Source organism: Thermoflexus hugenholtzii (genome assembly GCF_018771565.1).
GTDB lineage: Bacteria > Chloroflexota > Anaerolineae > Thermoflexales > Thermoflexaceae > Thermoflexus > Thermoflexus hugenholtzii_A.
Window position 1 is genome coordinate 1,787,700 of sequence record NZ_CP076326.1, and the last position, 17,476, is coordinate 1,805,175.

Below are 17,476 nucleotides of genomic sequence, written 5' to 3' on the forward strand. Positions count from 1 at the left end.
CGAGCCCTCACAGGCGCAGGAAGTTCTCCAGGATCCGCTGGCCCACGCGGTGGCTTTTTTCGGGGTGGAACTGGACCCCCATCACCGGCCCGCGGGCCACGGCCGAGGCGTAGCGGATCCCGTAAACTGTGGTGGCGATGACCACCGCCGGATCCTCCGGTTCGCAATAATACCCATGCACGAAATAGGCATAGGCGCCGTCCGGGACCCCCTGCAGCAGGGGATGGTCGCCCCGGCGCTCCAGCTGGTTCCATCCGATCTGCGGGATCTTCCCGGCCTCAGGCGGGAAACGGCGGACGCGGCCCCGCAGCAACCCGAGGCCGACATAGCGACCCATCTCCTCGCTCTCCTCGAAGAGGAGCTGCATCCCGAGACAGATGCCCAGGAGAGGCTTGCCGGCGGCGACGGCGGCCCGCAAGGGCGCCACCCAGCCTCGGGCCTGCAGGCCGGCCATGCCGTCCCCGAAGGCTCCCACGCCGGGCAGGATCAGGCGGTCCGCCCACTCCAGGTCCGCCGGATCCTCGCTCAGCCGCACCTCGGCGCCCAGGCGCTGGAGCGCCCGCACCACGTTCCCCAGGTTGCCGATCCCGTAATCGATCACCAGAACCCGCGTCATGCGTGCCCCCACCGGGCAGCCATCCTACCCGGTCTTCGGATGTTCTCCATTCTATCGCACGCCGGAAGGCTCGCGGATCGCGGATGGCAAGGCATAAACGAATGGGGCTGGGCCCTGATGGACCCAGCCCCGCGAAGGATCGGGCGGCCGCGACGAGGTTACGGGGTGACGGCCTGGACCTGCGGCCGCTGGAGGGCCTGCACGGCTTTCAGCTGGGCCTGGCGGGCGTAGTTGATGGATTCCGCCAGCAACCGCATGGCCTCCTGGGGGTTGTGGAAGCCGAGGGAGTTCTCCACGGCCACGAAATCCCAACGCATGTGGGCCTTGCGGAACAGCGTCCGGGCTTCCTCCGCCAGCTTGGGATCCGCGTTGGGGTTGTCCTTGATCGCCTTCAGGGCCTCGATGGCCTCCACCAGGGCCATCTCCGCCGCGTCCTGAAGGGCCTTAGTGGTCGTCTGGATGATCTCCACCCGTTTGCGGATGAAGGGGATGTCCAGATGGCACGTGCCGCAGGCCTGCTCCATGCGATGCCAGGGGCTGGCCGCCTGATGGGAAGTGTATTTGATCCCGCCCTCGATCACGAAGGGCATATGGCAATCGGCACAGGCGACCCCGGCCAGGTAGTGAGTGGAGTTAGCGGCGTATAGCTCATACTCCGGGTGCTGGAACTTCACCAGCGGCACGCCGGTGGAAGGATGGGTCCAGTCAGCGAATTTCCGCTCGTTGTAGTAGGCCTCGATGTCCTCGAAGCGGATCCCCTTCTCCCACGGGAACACCAGGTAATCCTTGGGCTCCTTGGCGAAGTAATACTCCACGTGACACTGGGCGCAGGTCAGGGAGCGCAGCTCCTGGCGGGTGAGCTGATTGATGTCCTTGCCCAGCTTCTGGAGGGCCTCCTTCAGGGCCACCTGCTTGATCGTAGGCGCCATGGTCTTGGGGTCGTGGCAGTTGGCGCAGGAGACCGGATGCTTCACTTTCCCTTCCTCATAGAGCTTTTCGAAGGAAGCCGCGTAGAAGTTCGCCGGGCCCATCTCCTCCATTAGGCGGGGGGCATCGGCCGACTTGCAGCTCCAGCAGGTCCCCGGGGTCACCCCGCCGCGCCGCTGGGCCAGGGCCTGGCGCCGCTTGCTCTTGAGCGTGTCCTCCACCGAGTAAGCATGCCCGCGGTCCTCGCCCCATTCGACGGCGAAGAGGTGGCCCTCCCACAAGACCTTCAGACGGGGATCTTCCTCGAGCTTGTCGAAGGGGACCGAGCCCGCGTAGAGGGTCTTGCGGCCCTCCTTGGTGCGGAGCCAGCTCTCATACTCCCGGGGGAAGGCCAGGCCCCATACCGCGGGGTTCGTCTCGCCCTCGGGAATGGCCACCGGCCGCACCACCTCCAGGCGCGGCCCGCGCAGCTGGACGATCACCAGCGCCAGGGCCAGGCCCAGCACGATCACCAACACCACCAGACCCGCAATCCGCAACCAGAGCGGCGGCATCCGCTGGAACATCCTCACCTCCTTTCTAAGAGGGTGCCGAAGGCGATGGAACGCCGTTCCCCATGGGCCACCGTGCGATGGCAATCGAAGCAGAAGCGCTCACCCTGAAGCAACCCGCTCTGACCGGAGACCGTATTGAAATGGCAGCGCACGCAGTTCGCCTGAACGATCTGTCGGGTCAACGGGTCCGCGCGGATCTGGGCCGGGATCTGATAGGTAGTGTAGAAGTAAACGTGCTGCATCCCCTTCGTGACCTTCGTCGCCCATTTGAGGGGGAACTCGTGGGGGGTATGGCAATCGTTGCACACCGCGACCCGGCGATGGGCAGCGTGGAACCAGCCTTCATAGGAGGCGTTCATCACGTGGCAGTTGTTGCAGGCTTCCGGGTTATCGGACAGATAGGCGCCGAGGCCCTGAGGGGCGAGGAACAGCGCGCCCAGCCCGGCGACGATGAGCACACCGATCACCCCTCCGATCGCCCAGTAGACGGTCGTCCGCATCCGCATCCTCCCCGAGGGGTGTCCTCCTGGGCGGCGAAGCCCCAAGTGTTATTTCAACTTGATAACTAACACAAGACGGACGCCAAGACCAGTGAGCCTCTTCATACTCCGAGGATGACCCAAAACATGACTGGTCCGTCGATTTTAAGCGCGAGCTTTCGGCCCGGGGGATCCGCGCCGGTAGACACACCGCTTCTCACGGGAGCGGAGGCCGGTCATCGGAAGGCGCGTCCCCGTGGTCCTGAGGACGCCATCGGACGCTTCGGTAGAGAAGCCCTCCGATCAGCCCGGCCAGCCATCCCAGGCTGAGGGCCGGCGAGATGGCCTCCCCCTCCCGCCCCACCCGGATGCGGGCCAGAACCACGGTCCCTGCTTCCACGGTGACCTCTGCCGCATGCAGGCCCACCCCGCTCGGAAGCTCCACCGCCCAGCTTCCTGCCGGCAAACGGAACGCCCGAGGCGGCCCGCCATCGAGCTCCACCCGAAGGCGCGCGTCCCCCTCGCTGGTCCCTTCCAGGCGCAGCCGTCCGCCGTAGAAGGTCCACGTCACCCGGGCCCCCGGAGAGCCCCGACGGGCGCCCTCCCCCGCCTCCGCCCACGGGCCCTCCCAACGCAGCGCCCAGTGGGCCGCCGTGTGGACCCCGGGGTCCATCCGGGGAGGCTGGCGCAGATAGGCCTGGAGCGCCTCGTAGGCGGGCAGCGGCGTGAAGTCGGGCTCCACAATGGCGAAGTAATAGAACGATTGATCCCGCTCCCGATCCGAAGCCCGCTTGAAGAACCACACGCTGGCCACCGCCACCCATGGCCACTCCCGCCGGATGCGCTCGAAAGCCTCCACCAGATAGCGGGCCTTCTGTTCCTCGGTCACCTGGCCGAAGCGCTTGTCCCCCACCCAGTCCGGCACCGCGTTCCAGCCCATCTCCGCGATGTAGATGGGCTTGTGCGCATCCCCATGGCGCACCATGACATCCCGGATGTAAAGGGCGCGGTTGATGTTGATGACATAAGGCCGCAGGCGGCGGTCCGTGGGCCCGGACCACAGGCCGTAGCCCTGGACGGAGAGGGCGTCGAAGCAGGACCCTGCCCCGGCCCGATACATCCGCTCCAGGAAGACGACATCGTTGATCCCGTTGGGCGGATAGGGGTTGAGGGAGAGGGTGGGGGCCAGGGCCCCGGCGATGACCACGATGCGGGGATCCACGGCCTTCAGCCGGCGATAAGCCCGACACAACAGGTCCGTATACGCCTCCGGGTCCACGGCGCAGGTCGGACACGAGCCCCACTCCGGGGCGATGTTGGGCTCGTTCCAGATCTGATAGTGGAAAACCCGTCCCCGATAGCGACGGGCCACGGCCTCGGCGAAATCGGCGAAATCCTCCGGATTGTCCGGCGGGGCGAAGGCGCCCCGGGCCTCCCCGTCATGGCGCGACCAGGCCGGCGGGCTGGTCAGCCGCACGATCAGACGCAGGCCGTAGCGCTCCGCCAGCGCGACAATGTGGTCGTATTTCTCCCATGCCGAGCGATGCGGGAGATGCCGGCGGTCCTCGAAATCCCCCTTGCCGTGGATCTCGATGTCAGCCCAGGGGAACTCCTGCCGGATCCAGCGGAAGCCCGCCTCGGCGATCATGCGCACGGTCCGTTCCCGCTTCTCTGGCTCGACTTCCTGCTCGAGGAAGGTGTTGATGCCGAAGGGGGGATCCTCCGTGCGGGCCACCGGTATGTCGGGGGCCAGCAGGGGAGCCGGGCGCAAGGGGTTGGTGAGATAATGCAGGACACCCCGCAGGCGGGCGAGGGGGTTCTCCTCCCCGGTCACCGTGTAAGCCCAATCCATGAGGGCCGGCCCGGCCCTCCACAGGCTCAGAAGCCCCAGCCCGACCAGGGCCAGCGCGATCGCTGTCCCCCATCCCCTTCCGTCACGCATCGGAATCGCCCCATCTCCGTTATAGAGATGCTCCTTTCATCCCTGCGGATCGCCGGGCGTCCGCAGAAGCCATCCCGGGATCCGTGGAGCTTGATCCCCGGCTTTCTTCCCGCTTCCAGCGATCGAAGCTCGTAAGCAGGGGTTTCAGTCATGATTGTAGGCCGATTCGCAGGCTTAGGCCCCGGTCGGCTCGGGCGCTGAGGGCCTGGAAGAAACCTACCCACGACTCCCGGATCCCCAGCCGGCTGGCCCAGGATCCCCCGCCCTGGGATCCCGCGCCTCGATCCCCGGGTGTGTCCCGGTTTTGCCGGGCCTGGCCGCCTTGCAGGACAACTGCTCACAGTTGTCCTGCGATTTTGGGACACACCCAGGCACCCGGCCGCGTTGACGCCTCCGCCTCGACGGCGTTATAATGTTACGCAGTTGACAGGGTGCCCCCCTTGACGCTATCATGAGAGCGGGCATGCCGGTAAGCGGCAGATGGCCAAGAGGCATGCCTTCATCCGAGAAACTCCTCGGAGGCTTCGGCCTCCGGGGCAGGGGTCGGTGGGCGACCCCCGTGGCCGGTCCTCTGGCCTCGGATGAAAAGTCCGTGGCTACGACCGGAATACGCAGGCAACTGCGTAGGCCCTAAATAATTTACGGACTGGCGAGGTAGCTCAAGTGGCAGAGCAGCCGGCTCATAATCGGCGGGTTGTGGGTTCGAGTCCCACCCTCGCCACTCTCGGAACCCCAAACGCCCCGGGGGGTCTACCCGGGGCGTTTTTCACGATTCCCCGGATCCCACCCCTCCTTGTGATCTTTTTCACCACATAACGTGAAATTCTTCACTTTTTGCCTCCCGGGGGTCTGCTGAAATAGGAGCTGGGGATGGTATCTCGGACCTCCTCCCGATTGAGGTGGGGACGGGAGGAGCGTGACGCATGCGGACGGACCGGACCCCAGCGCCGTTAGAGAAAGGAGCCGGCGCATGGCCGCCCTGGAGCGCCGCATTCGCTACGAAGCGGAACTGGACCCCTCGTTCGCCCGGGAGATCATCGCGCTGAGCGGCTCCCCTTCCCTGATGGAATGCATCCAGTGTGGGACCTGCAGCAGCGCCTGTCCCCTCAGCCTGTATATGGATTACACCCCGCGCCGCATCATCGCCATGGTCCGCGAGGGGTTCAAACAGGAGGTCCTGCGCAGCCTGACGATCTGGTTATGCGCCTCGTGCTACGCGTGCACGGTCGAGTGCCCGAAGGGGATCCGCATCACAGACGTCATGTATGCCCTCAAGCGCTACGCCATCCGGGAGGGAATCCATCCCCGGCGCTTCCCCATCCCCCTCCTGGCCCGCCTGTTCTATGAGACCGTCCGTCGCAACGGGCGCCTCACCGAGAGCTGGACGGTCCTGAAGCTCTACCTGCAGGCGTATCCCCTCCGCATCCCGGCGATGGCGCCGATGGGATGGAAGCTTCTGCGCCGGGGACGTTTCCCGCTCCGCCCGGAGCGCATCCGGGATCGCCCGGGGCTGCAGCAGGTGCTTCGGATCGCCGAAGAATAAGGAGGGCTCGCGATGGCCTATCTCTACTTCCCCGGGTGTTCGCTGAAAGGGACCGGCCGGGCTTACGAGGAATCCCTGCGGGCGGTGTTCGAAGCCCTGGGAGCTCCCCTCATGGAGCTCGAGGACTGGAACTGCTGTGGAGCCACCGCGTATATGTCCATTGACGAGCGCCAGGCCTTCGCCCTGGCGGCTCGCAACCTCGCCCTGGCGGAAGCGCAGAACCCCTCCCCCGCCGACGGGGTGGAGCTCATCGCCCCGTGCAGCGCGTGCTACCTGGTCCTCCTGAAAACGCAGCAGTGTCTGGCCACGGACGCCTCCCTCTGCCAGCGCATCTCCACCGCTTTGAAGGAAGAAGGGCTCTGCTACCGCGGCCGCGTCCGCATCCGCCACCCGCTGGACGTGCTGGTCCACGACATCGGCCTGCAGGAGCTCTCCCGCCGCGTGCAGCATCCCCTTCGGGGAATGCGGGTGGCGTGCTACTACGGCTGTCAGATCGTGCGGCCCTACGCCCTCTTTGACGACCCGCATCGCCCCACCACCCTGGACGATCTGGTCCGCGCCCTGGGCGCAGAGCCGGTGGACTGGGCGCTTCGCACGCACTGTTGCGGGGGAAGCCTGACCGGGACCCTGCCGGAGGTGGGTCTGCGCCTGAACTACCTGCTCCTCCGCGAGGCTCAGCGCCGGGGAGCTGACTGCATCATCACCGTCTGTCCGCTCTGCCAGTTCAACCTGGAGGCCTATCAGGATCAGATCCGGCGGCGCTATCCGGATCTGAACGCCATGCCGGTTCTCTACTTCACCCAGCTCATCGGGCTGGCGATGGGTCTCCCGCCGCAGGCCCTCGGGATGCAGCGCCTGATGGTCCCCCTGATCCAGCCCGTGGGGGCTGCCGCGAAGGGAGGAGTCCATGGGCGGGCATGAGGTCTATCCGGACGGGGCGCCTCGCATCGGCGTTTACGTGTGCCATTGCGGCCTGAACATCGCCGGGAAGGTGGATGTTCACGAAGTGGTGGCGTTCGCGCGGACGCTGCCTTTTGTGGTCGTGGCCCGTGAATACAAGTTCATGTGCTCGGATCCCGGCCAGGAGCTGATCCGGGAGGACATCCGCGAGCTGAACCTGAACCGGGTGGTGGTGGCCTCCTGCTCTCCGCTCCTCCATGAGGCGACCTTCCGCCGTGTGCTGGAGCAGGCCGGCCAGAACCCCTTCTTCTTCCAGATGGTCAACATCCGCGAGCACGTCAGCTGGGTCACCGAGGATCCCCGCGAGGCGACGGAGAAGGCGAAGGCCCTGGTGGCGGCCGCCGTCCGGCGGGTGATCTTCCACGAGCCCCTGCAGCGCCGGCGGGTGCCGGTGAAGGATCGAGTCCTGGTGGTCGGCGGCGGCATCGCCGGGATCCATGCCGCCCTCACCCTGGCCGATGCCGGGAAGCACGTTTACCTGGTGGAGCGGGAGCCGACCATCGGCGGCCACATGGCCCTGTTCGACAAGACCTTCCCCACCCTCGACTGCGCCGCCTGCATCCTGACCCCCAAGATGTCCGCCGTGGCCTCCCATCCCAACATCACCCTCTGGACCTACTCCGAGGTCATCGGGGTCGAGGGATTCGTGGGCAACTTCCGGGTCCGGGTGCGGCGGAAACCCCGCTATGTGATCGAGGAGCTCTGCGTCGGCTGCCTGCAATGTATCGACGCCTGCGTCTATAAAGACGCCCGTTTCCCGGACGAGTTCAACCTGGGCCTGGGCAAACGCAAGCCCATCTACATCCCCTTCCCCCAGGCCACCCCGCGGGTGGTCCTGATCGACCCCGAGACATGCATCTGGTTTAAGACCGGCAAGTGCAAGCGGACGTGCCTGGAGGCCTGCGAGCGGAAGGCCATCGATTTCGAACAGCAGGAGCGGATCGAGGAGATCGAGGTGGGGGCCATCATCCTGGCCACCGGCTTCAAGACCTTCGATCCGCGCCGCATCCCCGAATACGGCTACGGGAAATACCCCAACGTCTACACCGCCCTGGAGGTGGAACGCCTGGTCAACGCCGCCGGCCCGACGGGCGGGGAGGTGCGGCTGCGGGACGGGCGCATCCCTCAGCGGGTCGGGATCATCCATTGTGTGGGATCCCGGGACGAGCGCTTCAACCGTTACTGCTCCCGGGTCTGCTGCATGTATTCCCTCAAGCTGGCCCATCTCATCAAGGAGCGGACCGGCGCCGAGGTCTATAACTTCTACATCGACATGCGGACCCCCGGGAAGGGCTACGAGGAGTTCTACGATCGTCTCCTCCAGGAGGGAGTGCACTTCATCCGGGGGCGCGTGGCGGAGGTCACCGACTGGGCCGTCACCCCCGAGGAAGAGGGCAAGCTGATCATCCGGGTGGAGGACACCCTGATCGGGGTGGTGCGTCGGATCCCGGTGGACATGGTGGTCCTCGCCGTGGGCCTGGAGCCGCAGCCAGATGCCGATGCCGTGCGACGGATGTTCAACATCTCCTGCAGCAAGGAGGGCTTCTTCCTGGAACGCCATCCCAAGCTGGCCCCCGTCTCCACCTTCACGGACGGCATCTTCCTGGCCGGCGCGTGTCAGGGCCCCAAGGACATCCCGGACAGCGTGGCCCAGGCAGGGGCGGCGGCGGCGGAAGCCATGGCCCTGATCGATAAGGGCTACGTGGAGCTGGAGCCCAACACCGCTTACATCGTCGAAGAGCTGTGCTCCGGCTGCAAGACCTGCATCGGCCTCTGCCCCTACAACGCCATCTCCTTCGATGAGGCCCGAGGGGTGGCCGTCATCAACGAGGCCCTCTGCAAGGGGTGCGGCACCTGCGTCGCCGCATGCCCGTCCGGCGCAGCTCGTCAGCATCTGTTCGAAGACGCCCAGATCCTCCAGGAGATCGAAGGAGTGCTGGCCTATGTCTGAGCGACCGGCAGGGAACGGCGATTCCTTCGAGCCGCGCATCGTCGCTTTCTTCTGCAACTGGTGCACCTACACGGCGGCCGATCTGGCAGGGACCGCCCGCATGACCTATGCGCCCAACATCCGGATCATCCGTCTGATGTGCTCCGGGCGGATGGATCCTCAGTTCGTCCTGGCCGCCTTCCGCCAGGGCGCCGACGGCGTCCTCATCGGCGGATGTCACCCGGGCGATTGCCATTACCAGGAGGGCAACTACAAAGCCCTGCGCCGTTACCTGTTGCTGAAACGCCTGCTGCGGGACCTGGGCATCGAAGAGGAGCGCCTGCGGCTGGTCTGGATCTCCGCCTCCGAAGGAGACCGCGTCCAGAAGGTGGCGAACGAGTTCACGGAGACCATCCGCCGGCTGGGGCCCCTGCGCCTGGCTCCGCGGCCCGGGCGGATCCACCTCCCGGCGCCCGCCCAGCCCGAGCCCCAGCCCGCCGTCCGGGAAGGAGCGCAGCCATGAGCAAGCCGAAGGTGGCTTTCTACTGGTGCGCCTCCTGCGGGGGCTGCGAGGAGGCCATCGTCGACCTGGCCGAGGAGATCCTCCAGGTCGTGGAGGCGGTGGAGATCGCCTTCTGGCCGGTGGCCCTGGACTTCAAGCGGGAGGACGTGGAACGGCTGGCGGACGGGGAGCTGGCCGCCGCCTTCATCAACGGCGCCATTCGGACATCGGAGCAGGCTGAGATGGCGCATCTCCTGCGCGCCAAGGCCCGCCTCCTCATCGCCTTCGGCAGCTGCTCCCATATGGGCGGCGTCCCCGGGCTGGCCAACCTCTTCGACCGGGAGGAGATCCTCCGTTACGTCTATGAAGAAGCGCCCACGGTCCACAACCCCCAGCGGGTGCGCCCGGAGACGCGCATCGAGGTGGACGAGGGCCTGCTCACCTTGCCCGCCTTCGACGAAGCCGTTCGCACCCTGGACCAGACCGTAGAGGTCGATTACTACCTGCCGGGCTGTCCCCCGCCGGTGGGGCTGATCCGAAGCGCCCTCCAGGCGCTCCTGGAGGGGCGGCTGCCGCCCAGGGGCTCCGTGCTGGCCCCGGACGTGGCCCTGTGTGCCGAGTGCCCCCGCAAGCCCACCAAGCCGGAGCGGCTGGCGCTGAAGGACCTGAAGCGTCCCCATCAGGTCCTCATCGACCCGCAGACCTGCCTGCTGGCCCAGGGGATCATCTGCCTGGGCCCGGCGACCCGCAGCGGCTGCGGGGCCGCCTGCATCCAGGGGAACATGCCCTGCACCGGCTGTCTGGGGCCCACCAGCCGCGTCCTGGACGGCGGCGCGAAGGCCCTCTCCGCCCTGGCCTCGCTGCTGGACGCCACCGAGGAGGCGGAGATCGAGCGCATCCTGGAAGGCATCCCTGACCCAGTCGGCCTGTTTTATCGCTACAGCCTCCCGGCCTCGCTGCTCCACCGGCGGGCCGGGAACGGCCGGCGCGTCCAGGAAGGGAGGACCCGATGAGCCGTCGTGAGATCGTGATCGACCCGATCACCCGCCTGGAAGGGCACGGCAAGATCCACATCTTCCTGAACGAAAAAGGGGATGTGGAACGGGCTTACTTCCAGGTCCCGGAGCTGCGGGGCTTCGAGAAGTTCGTGGTCGGCCGTCCCGCCGAGGAGATGCCCCAGATCACCTCCCGGATCTGCGGGGTCTGCCCCACCGCCCATCACATGGCGGCCACCAAAGCCCTGGATGACCTGTATCAGGTGGAGCCCCCGCCGGCGGCGAAGAAGATCCGCGAGCTGATCTACTGCACCTTCATGGTCGAAGACCATGCCCTGCACTTCTACTTCCTGGGCGGGCCCGATTTCGTCGTCGGCCCGACAGCGCCCCGCGCCGAACGGAACATCCTGGGGGTCCTGGCCCGCGTCGGCCTGGAGATCGGGCGGGAGGTGATCGGGCTGCGCAAACAGCTGCGCGATCTCATCACCCGGGTGGGCGGCAAGGTCATCCATCCGGTCTTCGGGCTCCCCGGCGGCATCGCCAAAGCCCTTACCCCGGAGGACCGCGAGGCCTTCCTGGCCGGAGCCGATCGGGCCGTCGAGTTCGCCCTCTTCAGCCTGAAGCTGTTTGAGGACATCGTCCTCAAGAACCCGCAGTATGTGGAATGGATCCGCTCGGAGGCCTACACCCACCGCACCTACTACATGGGCCTGGTGGACGAACGAAACCGGGTGAACTTCTACGACGGATGGCTCCGGGTGGTGGACCCCCAGGGGCGGGAGTTCCTGAAGTTCCCGGCCCGCGACTACCTCCGGCATATCGCCGAGCATGTGGAGCCGTGGAGCTACATCAAGTTCTGTTACCTCCGGGATGTCGGATGGAAAGGCTTCACCGACGGGCCGGAAAGCGGGATTTACAGCGTGGCCCCGCTGGCGCGCCTGAACGCCGCGGAGGGCATGGCCACCCCGCGGGCTCAGGAGGCGTATGAGCAGTTCTACGCCACCCTGGGCGGCAAGCCGGTCCACCACACCCTGGCCAACCACTGGGCTCGCCTCATCGAGCTGCTCTACGCCGCCGAGCGGATGCAGGAGCTGGCGCGCGATCCCGAGATCCTGGACCCGCACGTGCGGAACCTGCCTGCGGCTACCCCCCGCGAAGGGATCGGGGTGGTGGAAGCGCCCCGCGGCACGCTGATCCACCATTACGAGACCGACGAGCGGGGGATCATCACCCGGGCCAATCTCATCGTCGCCACCCAGAACAACGCCGCCCGCATCGCGATGTCTGTCGACAAGGCCGCCCGCTCCGTAATCCGGGGAGGGGTGGTCGACGATGGCCTCCTGAACCTGGTGGAGATGGCCTTCCGGGCCTATGACCCGTGCCACGGCTGCGCCACCCACGCCCTCCCCGGCCAGATGCCTCTCCTCATCCGGATCTATAACCCGCGCGGAGAGCTCGTCCGCGAGCTCCGCCGGGATTAAACGGGAGGGCGTCCGATTGGGGATGCAACATGGCGATCCTGATCCTGGGGCTCGGGAACGATCTCCTCGGCGATGACCGGATTGGGTTGCTCGCCGCCCGGGCCCTGCGCGACCTCCTGCAGGGCCAGGAAGGGATCGAGATTGTGGAAAGCGAGGGCTCCGGCCTGGCCCTGCTGGATCTCATGGCCGGCTACGAGCGGGCCATCGTGATCGACGCGATCCAGACCGGACAGGTTCCCCCCGGGACGATCCTGGAATGGACGGTGAGGGAGCCTCTCCCGGTCCGGGCTCCCTCCCCCCACGCCACAGGCCTCCCCGAGCTTTTGGCTGTTGCCCGGGCGCTTCGGATCCCCTTCCCCGAGGAGATTCGAATCTACGCGGTGGAAGTCGCGGACGCCTACACCTTCGGGGGGGAGATCACCCCGGCCGTCCGACAGGCTCTGCCTGAGCTGGTGCGCCGGATTCGAAATCAGCTCCGGGCCTGGCAAGCCTCTCCGGAGGGGACTCAGGGAGCTGCGCTCTGCTCCCGGGGGGCCAAAATCCGGTAGAGGAAGCCGTTCACCGGCACGTCGTCGATGGGCCGGTAGGCCTGGCCGATAGCATCTAACACCGGCTGGGGATAGAACTGGGCCCGCAACACCACCACCCCGAACTGCTGCTCCCGGATCATCCGGATCAGCGGCTCCGGGTTGAGCTTGCCGTTCTTGTAAAGGTTCAGCAACTGGGTGGGGTTCGTGACCGGTTCCTTATCCGCCCACAGCGCCCACGAGGCCTCCTCGGTGAGGGCGGGACCCGGCGCATCCCGCACATAGGCCACCACCTTCCAGCCGTTGCGGAGATCCTCCGCCGTGGGCAGATGCCCCAGCTGGGTGTAGCCCACGCGATCCACATAGCGGACCCCCTCCAGACCCAGCAGCCGGGCGACGGGCCGCGTCAGCGGGTGATCCGTCGGCAGATGGAAGACCAGAGTCGCCTGGAGGAGCAGCGCGAGAGGGACGGCCAGGTCGGTCACGGCCCGCCCCGTCCATCCCTCCAGACGGCTCAAGAAACGGGCTGCGGCCAGGATGCCCGCCACCACCGCGGTGATGAAATACGATTCCCCTGCCCCCCATTTGCCCGCCAGGGCCCCGCCGGCCGCCGCGAAGACCGCCCAGACGCTGAACAGCGAGAGCCGGTCGAAGTAGAGCTCATAAAGGACCAGCGATAACGCCAGGATCAGGACCACCGCATGGAGCCGGAACCACTGGCCATAGAGGAAGAAGGCCTGGCGGTAGTCATACTCGTTGATGTTGGCCTCGATGATGTGCAACCACCAGTAGCCCTGCGTCGCCCAATTGACCAGGAAGAAGAGGACCAGATTGGCCCCCGCGAATCCCAGTGCCCACCCCATCGCCCGACGCGGATCCCGCAGGAAGAGATAGGCCAGGACCGCCAGCACGGTGATCAGCGCATGCTGTTTGGTCCATCCCGCCGCCATGAGCGCCAGGGAGCCCCAGATCAACGCCCGGCGGTCCGGGAAGCCGTCCGCCCGGGCCAGGGCCAGCACCGCCAGGGTCTCGAACAGCACCATCATCATATGGCTGCGGGAGAGCGGGCCGATGTGATAGACGTAATTCGAGGCCAGGACCATCCCTCCCGCCCATCCCGCGAGGGCCCAGCGCCCGGTCCACCGCCGGACCGCCAGGCCTACCGCCGCCGCCAGGGCCAGGGTCGCCGCCGTCGAGAGCAGCCGCCCGGCGATCAGCCGCGGCCCGAAAATCCACACCAGCGGAACGGCCAGCAGATGGAAAAGCGGCGGGTAGTTGGAGGCGTAGAAGGGGTAAGATTCGATGTCGCGGTAGGGCCACTGCCCCCGGGCGAAGTAGATGGCGTCCAGGAGCTCGAAGCCCTCCCCCTGATCGTAATCGAAGGGGAAGCGGAAAAGGGCTGCGGCGTAGATCCCGAAGATCAGCGCATAGGCCAGGTAGGCGAGCAGGACCGCGGCCCACAGCCCATAGGCGATGGCTCGGAGAGGACGCGACGGCAGACCGGTCATCGTTGCTGCGCTCATCCGAGGATGAACGACACCGGAGGATCAGGCCGGCCGGCCATCCCACACGAGCAGAGGGAGGGCGAGGACCGCCAGGATCACCGCCACCGCCAGGGCCGCCTGCTGGAGCGGCCCCCATTCCGGCGAACGTCCCATCCGCATGGCCTGGATCAGCACCTGCGACCCGGCCAGCGCCAGAGCCCCCAGCAGCATCAGCACCCCTACTCCCCGCTTGCTCATCGCTGTCCCTCCGCAAACACCCGGAAGGAACGAACGTCCGTGACGGGGAACCGCGCCTCAAAGTCCCGCGCCGCCCCGGGCGAGGTGGGCTCCTGGGAGAAGACCACCTGGCGGAAGCCGAGCAGGCGATCCTGGCCATCGTAGAAGGCTACGACCACGTTGATCCGGCGCAGCGGAGCGGCGTCGGCGTTGCGCGCCTGGCCGCGGACCACGAAATCGGTCCCCTCCTCGCCCCCCTGGGCGCGGAGCACTTCCACGGGCCCGTAGCGCTGGCCGGGCTCCCGGGTCGGCTCGGCGCGGACCACCCGAGCCTCGGCCCGGGCGTAGCCAGCCGGGACGGTGGCGAAGACCAGGGCGAAGGGGGAGCGCCCGCCTGAGGCCAGGATCTCCAGGGCCGTCCCGGCGATCCCAGCTTCCAGCTCCCGACCTTCCCCGTCCCGGAGCACGATTTGCACCTGAACGTTCTGCATCGGATGGGGCTGGGGGTTGATCACCTCCCCCACGCAGCTCAGGCTGCCCAGGGCGCTGGCCGTGCAGCGGAACCCTTGCACCAGCAGCGGCATCGGCGTAGGAGTGGGCAGGCGGGGGCTCTCCTCTCCTCCCCCACCGGGCGCTGGGATCACCAGCTGCTGCCCCACCTGCAGCAGCGTCGGATCCGTGATCCCGTTGGCTTCCTGAAGGGCCGACACCGACACCCCATACTTCAGGGCGATCCCATACAGCGTGTCCCCGGGCTGCACCACGTAGATGATCGGCGTCGGACTGGGGGTGGGCGTCGGGATCGGCGTGGCGGTGGGCACCCGCACCACCACCGGCGTGGCCGTGGGGATCCCGGTTTGAACGTCCGGGGACGCCCGGGTCGGCGTCGGCCGCTCCGAGACCACCCGGCCGCAACCGGTCCACAAGAGGAACACAAACGCGGCGCCCCCGAGGATCCACCCTCTCCCACGAGGCATCATTGGAATTGGACCCTCCCAACATCTGGGATCATGGCTCGAATTATACCCTGAGCGTGGAAGCGCCGTGGGGCCCCGCTCATTCCGTCTCCGGCTCCGGGGAGGTTTCGAGGCGCTCCTCCGGCACCACCCCCAGCTGGAGCAGGGCCGTTCGCACGTGAGGCCAGCCGGCCCGCTGCAGGATGACCGCTGTCGGGGAGAGCACGTCCTGCACATAGCGGCGGGCCTCGGTGGCCAGCAGCTGACGGAGCAGCTCCGGATCGCTGACCTGAAGCACCAGGGCCCACTCCACGCGCGCTTCCGTCCCCCGCGCAGCCCAGCGGGCCAGCGCCTGTCGGAGGGCATCGGGAGGCGTCAGCTCGTAACGTCGGAAGAAATCCAGGATGCGCTCCGGGCCGATGTGCTGGGATCGGGCGCGAGCCAGGGAACGGGCGGTGATCCGGTAACGATACACCTCCCCCGAGGAGATCCAGTCGGCGATGCGGGCCACCTGGAAGCGCTCATACCGCCGGCCCGCCCCCACCTCAATGGTCCCATCCGCCAGCAAGACGAACCGGGTGTCCCCCTCCGGAGGCGGATCGCCCCGACCCAGGTAGGCGGCCCCGAAGGGCGAGAGGCGGATCCGATCCGGCTCCCCCACTTCCAGGACCCCCAGCCAGTGCAGCGGGCCGAGGAGCAGATAGCGAAGGAGCGCCCCTTCCACCCGATCCCAGTGCTCGAAACCTCGCAGATACTCCCCGGTCTCCGCGTCCCGGATATACCAGGTTGTGAACTCCGCCTCGGTGCGCTGGAACGTGGGGTTCCGGTTCCGGATCTCGTGGATCAGATCCGGGACCGCATACCAGCTTCCCGGATCCAGCTGGCGGAGCAGCTCCAGGAGCGTCCGGCGGGCCAGCCGGGGGTCGTTCTGCCAGGATCCGGTGGGCTCCGGCCGCAGGGTGGGCACATGGAAGAGATCGTTCCACGTCGTATCGTCCCGCCATGCCTCCAGCAGGGCCCGCAGCTGCTCCATCAGCGGGGCCTGCAGCCAGCGGGTGGTCACCTCGGGGTCCAGACGCAGAGCCTCCCGGCGCACCTGGGTCATCCGCAGGACCCGGGCCAGATGCCAGAGCAGGGACCAGCGCTCCCGATGGGGCCAGCGCAGCTGCCGGCGCACCGCCGGGAAACGGGACCAGGCTTCCTCCGCGCTCATGGACGCCGCGGGGGCCTCGTTGTGGAGGAAGATCAGCAGCGTGCAGAAGTCATCCGCCGGCGTCGTGCCGGTCCGCCGGATGCGCGTCGGGGCCGGCGCGGTGGGGATCCGCTCGGAAGGCTCGGGCGGGGGGGACTCCTCCATGGCGGGCAGTCCGAGCCGCAGCTCATCGGGGAGGAACACCACCTCCTCGAAGCCGGCAGGCAGCTCGGCGAACCCGAAAAAGATCCACCCGCGGAACCAGAGGGCCTCCGCCGGGCCGGTCGGTCGTTCCCAGAGCCGCTCGCCCTCCAGGCGGGCAGCCCCGACCCGTCGGATCTCCCCGAAGCGCCGCTGGAAAGAGGCGGCGGGCATCATCCCGCCCGCCGCGAGCAAGGCCTGTAATGCCGCTCGTTCCTCCTCCCCCAGGCGGGCCCAGTGCGCCGCCTGGCGCTCCGGGTCCATCATCACGGGCAGCAGGCGGGCGATCAGCGCCTCCCGGGAGAGCTGATCCGGATCCACCTCCCAGAAGCGGGCGATCACCCGGAGATGGGCCCCATCGAGATCGTTCAGGCTCTGTCGCAGCGAGCGAACCGGCATGCGCGTTCCTCCCTGTTCATTTTACCGAAACCTCCAACCGCTCAAGCCGGGATCGGGGAGTTCCGGCCTTCACGGCGACGGCCAGGCCGTCCGGCCCGAGGGGCCGGCAGATCCGGAACGGACTCGGATCCTCAACGTGCAGGCGGCCAGGCCCTCCACACCTCCAGGGCATCCCCAAGCATCTCCCTCCACAGGAGGGGCTTTCGCCCCCCACCCTTTGTCTTCCAGACGGGAAGGTTCGCGGGGGAAAGCGCTCCCGCAGCCCCGAACCATCCGCCTTCGAGACGAGAAGGTCGCGGCGAAAGCCGCTCCTACAAAAATCGGCCTTTGCAGGAGGGGCTTCAGCCCCGAACCCCTGCCTTCGATGACCCGAGGCCACGGATTCCCGCAGCGGATGGCCGAAATGAATTTCGGCCTGCAAAGCGACCGATGGCAACGGAAGCGGTTCCGACCCGATCCGGAGAAGCGCTTGGCCTGACCCGGGAAATCGGTTATAGTTCGGAGCGAAAGAGGGATGCCTCTGTATGGATTCGGAAGCAAACAGGAGGCTC

At 67.3% G+C, this 17,476-nt stretch carries 15 protein-coding genes and 1 tRNA gene; 8 read left to right on the forward strand and 8 right to left on the reverse strand.

The features are described from left to right. Positions 1-7 precede the first annotated feature (7 nt). From hisH to KNN16_RS08220, 4 genes are all read right to left on the reverse strand, one after another. Positions 8-628 carry an imidazole glycerol phosphate synthase subunit HisH gene (gene hisH / locus KNN16_RS08205; protein ID WP_303896303.1) on the reverse strand — a complete coding sequence of 207 codons (621 nt, stop codon included), beginning with the start codon at positions 626-628 and terminating at the stop codon, positions 8-10. A gap of 146 nt (positions 629-774) precedes the next feature. After that, entirely contained in the window at positions 775-2,109 is a 1,335-nt protein-coding gene (locus KNN16_RS08210) for an ammonia-forming cytochrome c nitrite reductase subunit c552 (RefSeq protein WP_303896305.1), read from the reverse strand. 2 nt (positions 2,110-2,111) lie between these two features. Next, positions 2,112-2,597 (reverse strand): cytochrome c nitrite reductase small subunit, encoded by a 486-nt coding sequence (gene nrfH / locus KNN16_RS08215; protein ID WP_299287798.1) that lies wholly within the window; start codon positions 2,595-2,597, stop codon positions 2,112-2,114. A gap of 196 nt (positions 2,598-2,793) precedes the next feature. Then, a complete protein-coding gene (locus KNN16_RS08220; RefSeq protein ID WP_303896308.1) occupies positions 2,794-4,518 on the reverse strand; it encodes a cellulase family glycosylhydrolase in 1,725 nt (574 codons plus the stop codon). 648 nt (positions 4,519-5,166) lie between these two features. On the opposite strand from KNN16_RS08220, the gene KNN16_RS08225 reads away from it, so the two are divergent. The 8 genes from KNN16_RS08225 (at position 5,167) to KNN16_RS08260 (ending at position 12,477) form a co-directional block, all read left to right on the forward strand. Beyond that, a tRNA-Met gene (locus tag KNN16_RS08225) sits at positions 5,167-5,239 on the forward strand. 249 nt (positions 5,240-5,488) lie between these two features. Further along, entirely contained in the window at positions 5,489-6,061 is a 573-nt protein-coding gene (locus KNN16_RS08230) for a 4Fe-4S dicluster domain-containing protein (RefSeq protein WP_303896310.1), read from the forward strand. A 12-nt stretch (positions 6,062-6,073) separates the two neighbouring features. After that, positions 6,074-6,982 carry a CoB--CoM heterodisulfide reductase iron-sulfur subunit B family protein gene (locus KNN16_RS08235; RefSeq protein WP_303896312.1) on the forward strand — a complete coding sequence of 303 codons (909 nt, stop codon included), beginning with the start codon at positions 6,074-6,076 and terminating at the stop codon, positions 6,980-6,982. After that, complete coding sequence (locus KNN16_RS08240; protein WP_088570588.1) at positions 6,969-8,972, forward strand: CoB--CoM heterodisulfide reductase iron-sulfur subunit A family protein; 2,004 nt, start codon at positions 6,969-6,971, stop codon at positions 8,970-8,972. Before KNN16_RS08235 ends, KNN16_RS08240 begins: the two co-directional genes overlap by 14 nt. Next, complete coding sequence (locus KNN16_RS08245) at positions 8,965-9,474, forward strand: hydrogenase iron-sulfur subunit (RefSeq protein ID WP_299285012.1); 510 nt, start codon at positions 8,965-8,967, stop codon at positions 9,472-9,474. The genes KNN16_RS08240 and KNN16_RS08245 overlap by 8 nt, the downstream gene beginning before the upstream one ends. Then, positions 9,471-10,466 (forward strand): hypothetical protein, encoded by a 996-nt coding sequence (locus KNN16_RS08250; RefSeq protein WP_303896314.1) that lies wholly within the window; start codon positions 9,471-9,473, stop codon positions 10,464-10,466. Before KNN16_RS08245 ends, KNN16_RS08250 begins: the two co-directional genes overlap by 4 nt. Next, positions 10,463-11,929, forward strand: a complete 1,467-nt coding sequence (locus tag KNN16_RS08255; protein WP_303896315.1) for a Ni/Fe hydrogenase subunit alpha — start codon at positions 10,463-10,465, stop codon at positions 11,927-11,929. Before KNN16_RS08250 ends, KNN16_RS08255 begins: the two co-directional genes overlap by 4 nt. A gap of 29 nt (positions 11,930-11,958) precedes the next feature. Continuing rightward, positions 11,959-12,477 (forward strand): hydrogenase maturation protease, encoded by a 519-nt coding sequence (locus KNN16_RS08260; RefSeq protein ID WP_303896316.1) that lies wholly within the window; start codon positions 11,959-11,961, stop codon positions 12,475-12,477. Here the strand turns inward: KNN16_RS08260 and KNN16_RS08265 are convergent. From KNN16_RS08265 to KNN16_RS08280, 4 genes are all read right to left on the reverse strand, one after another. After that, entirely contained in the window at positions 12,435-13,964 is a 1,530-nt protein-coding gene (locus tag KNN16_RS08265; RefSeq protein ID WP_303896317.1) for a glycosyltransferase family 39 protein, read from the reverse strand. The genes KNN16_RS08260 and KNN16_RS08265 overlap by 43 nt on opposite strands. Before the next feature lie 39 nt (positions 13,965-14,003). Further along, positions 14,004-14,198, reverse strand: a complete 195-nt coding sequence (locus tag KNN16_RS08270; RefSeq protein ID WP_088570582.1) for a hypothetical protein — start codon at positions 14,196-14,198, stop codon at positions 14,004-14,006. Further along, a complete protein-coding gene (locus KNN16_RS08275; RefSeq protein WP_303896318.1) occupies positions 14,195-15,112 on the reverse strand; it encodes a LysM peptidoglycan-binding domain-containing protein in 918 nt (305 codons plus the stop codon). Before KNN16_RS08275 ends, KNN16_RS08270 begins: the two co-directional genes overlap by 4 nt. A gap of 121 nt (positions 15,113-15,233) precedes the next feature. Beyond that, the gene (locus KNN16_RS08280; RefSeq protein WP_303896319.1) at positions 15,234-16,925 is read right to left on the reverse strand and encodes a helicase-associated domain-containing protein; all 1,692 of its coding nucleotides are present in this window, start codon (positions 16,923-16,925) and stop codon (positions 15,234-15,236) included. Between the last annotated feature and the right edge of the window lie 551 nt (positions 16,926-17,476).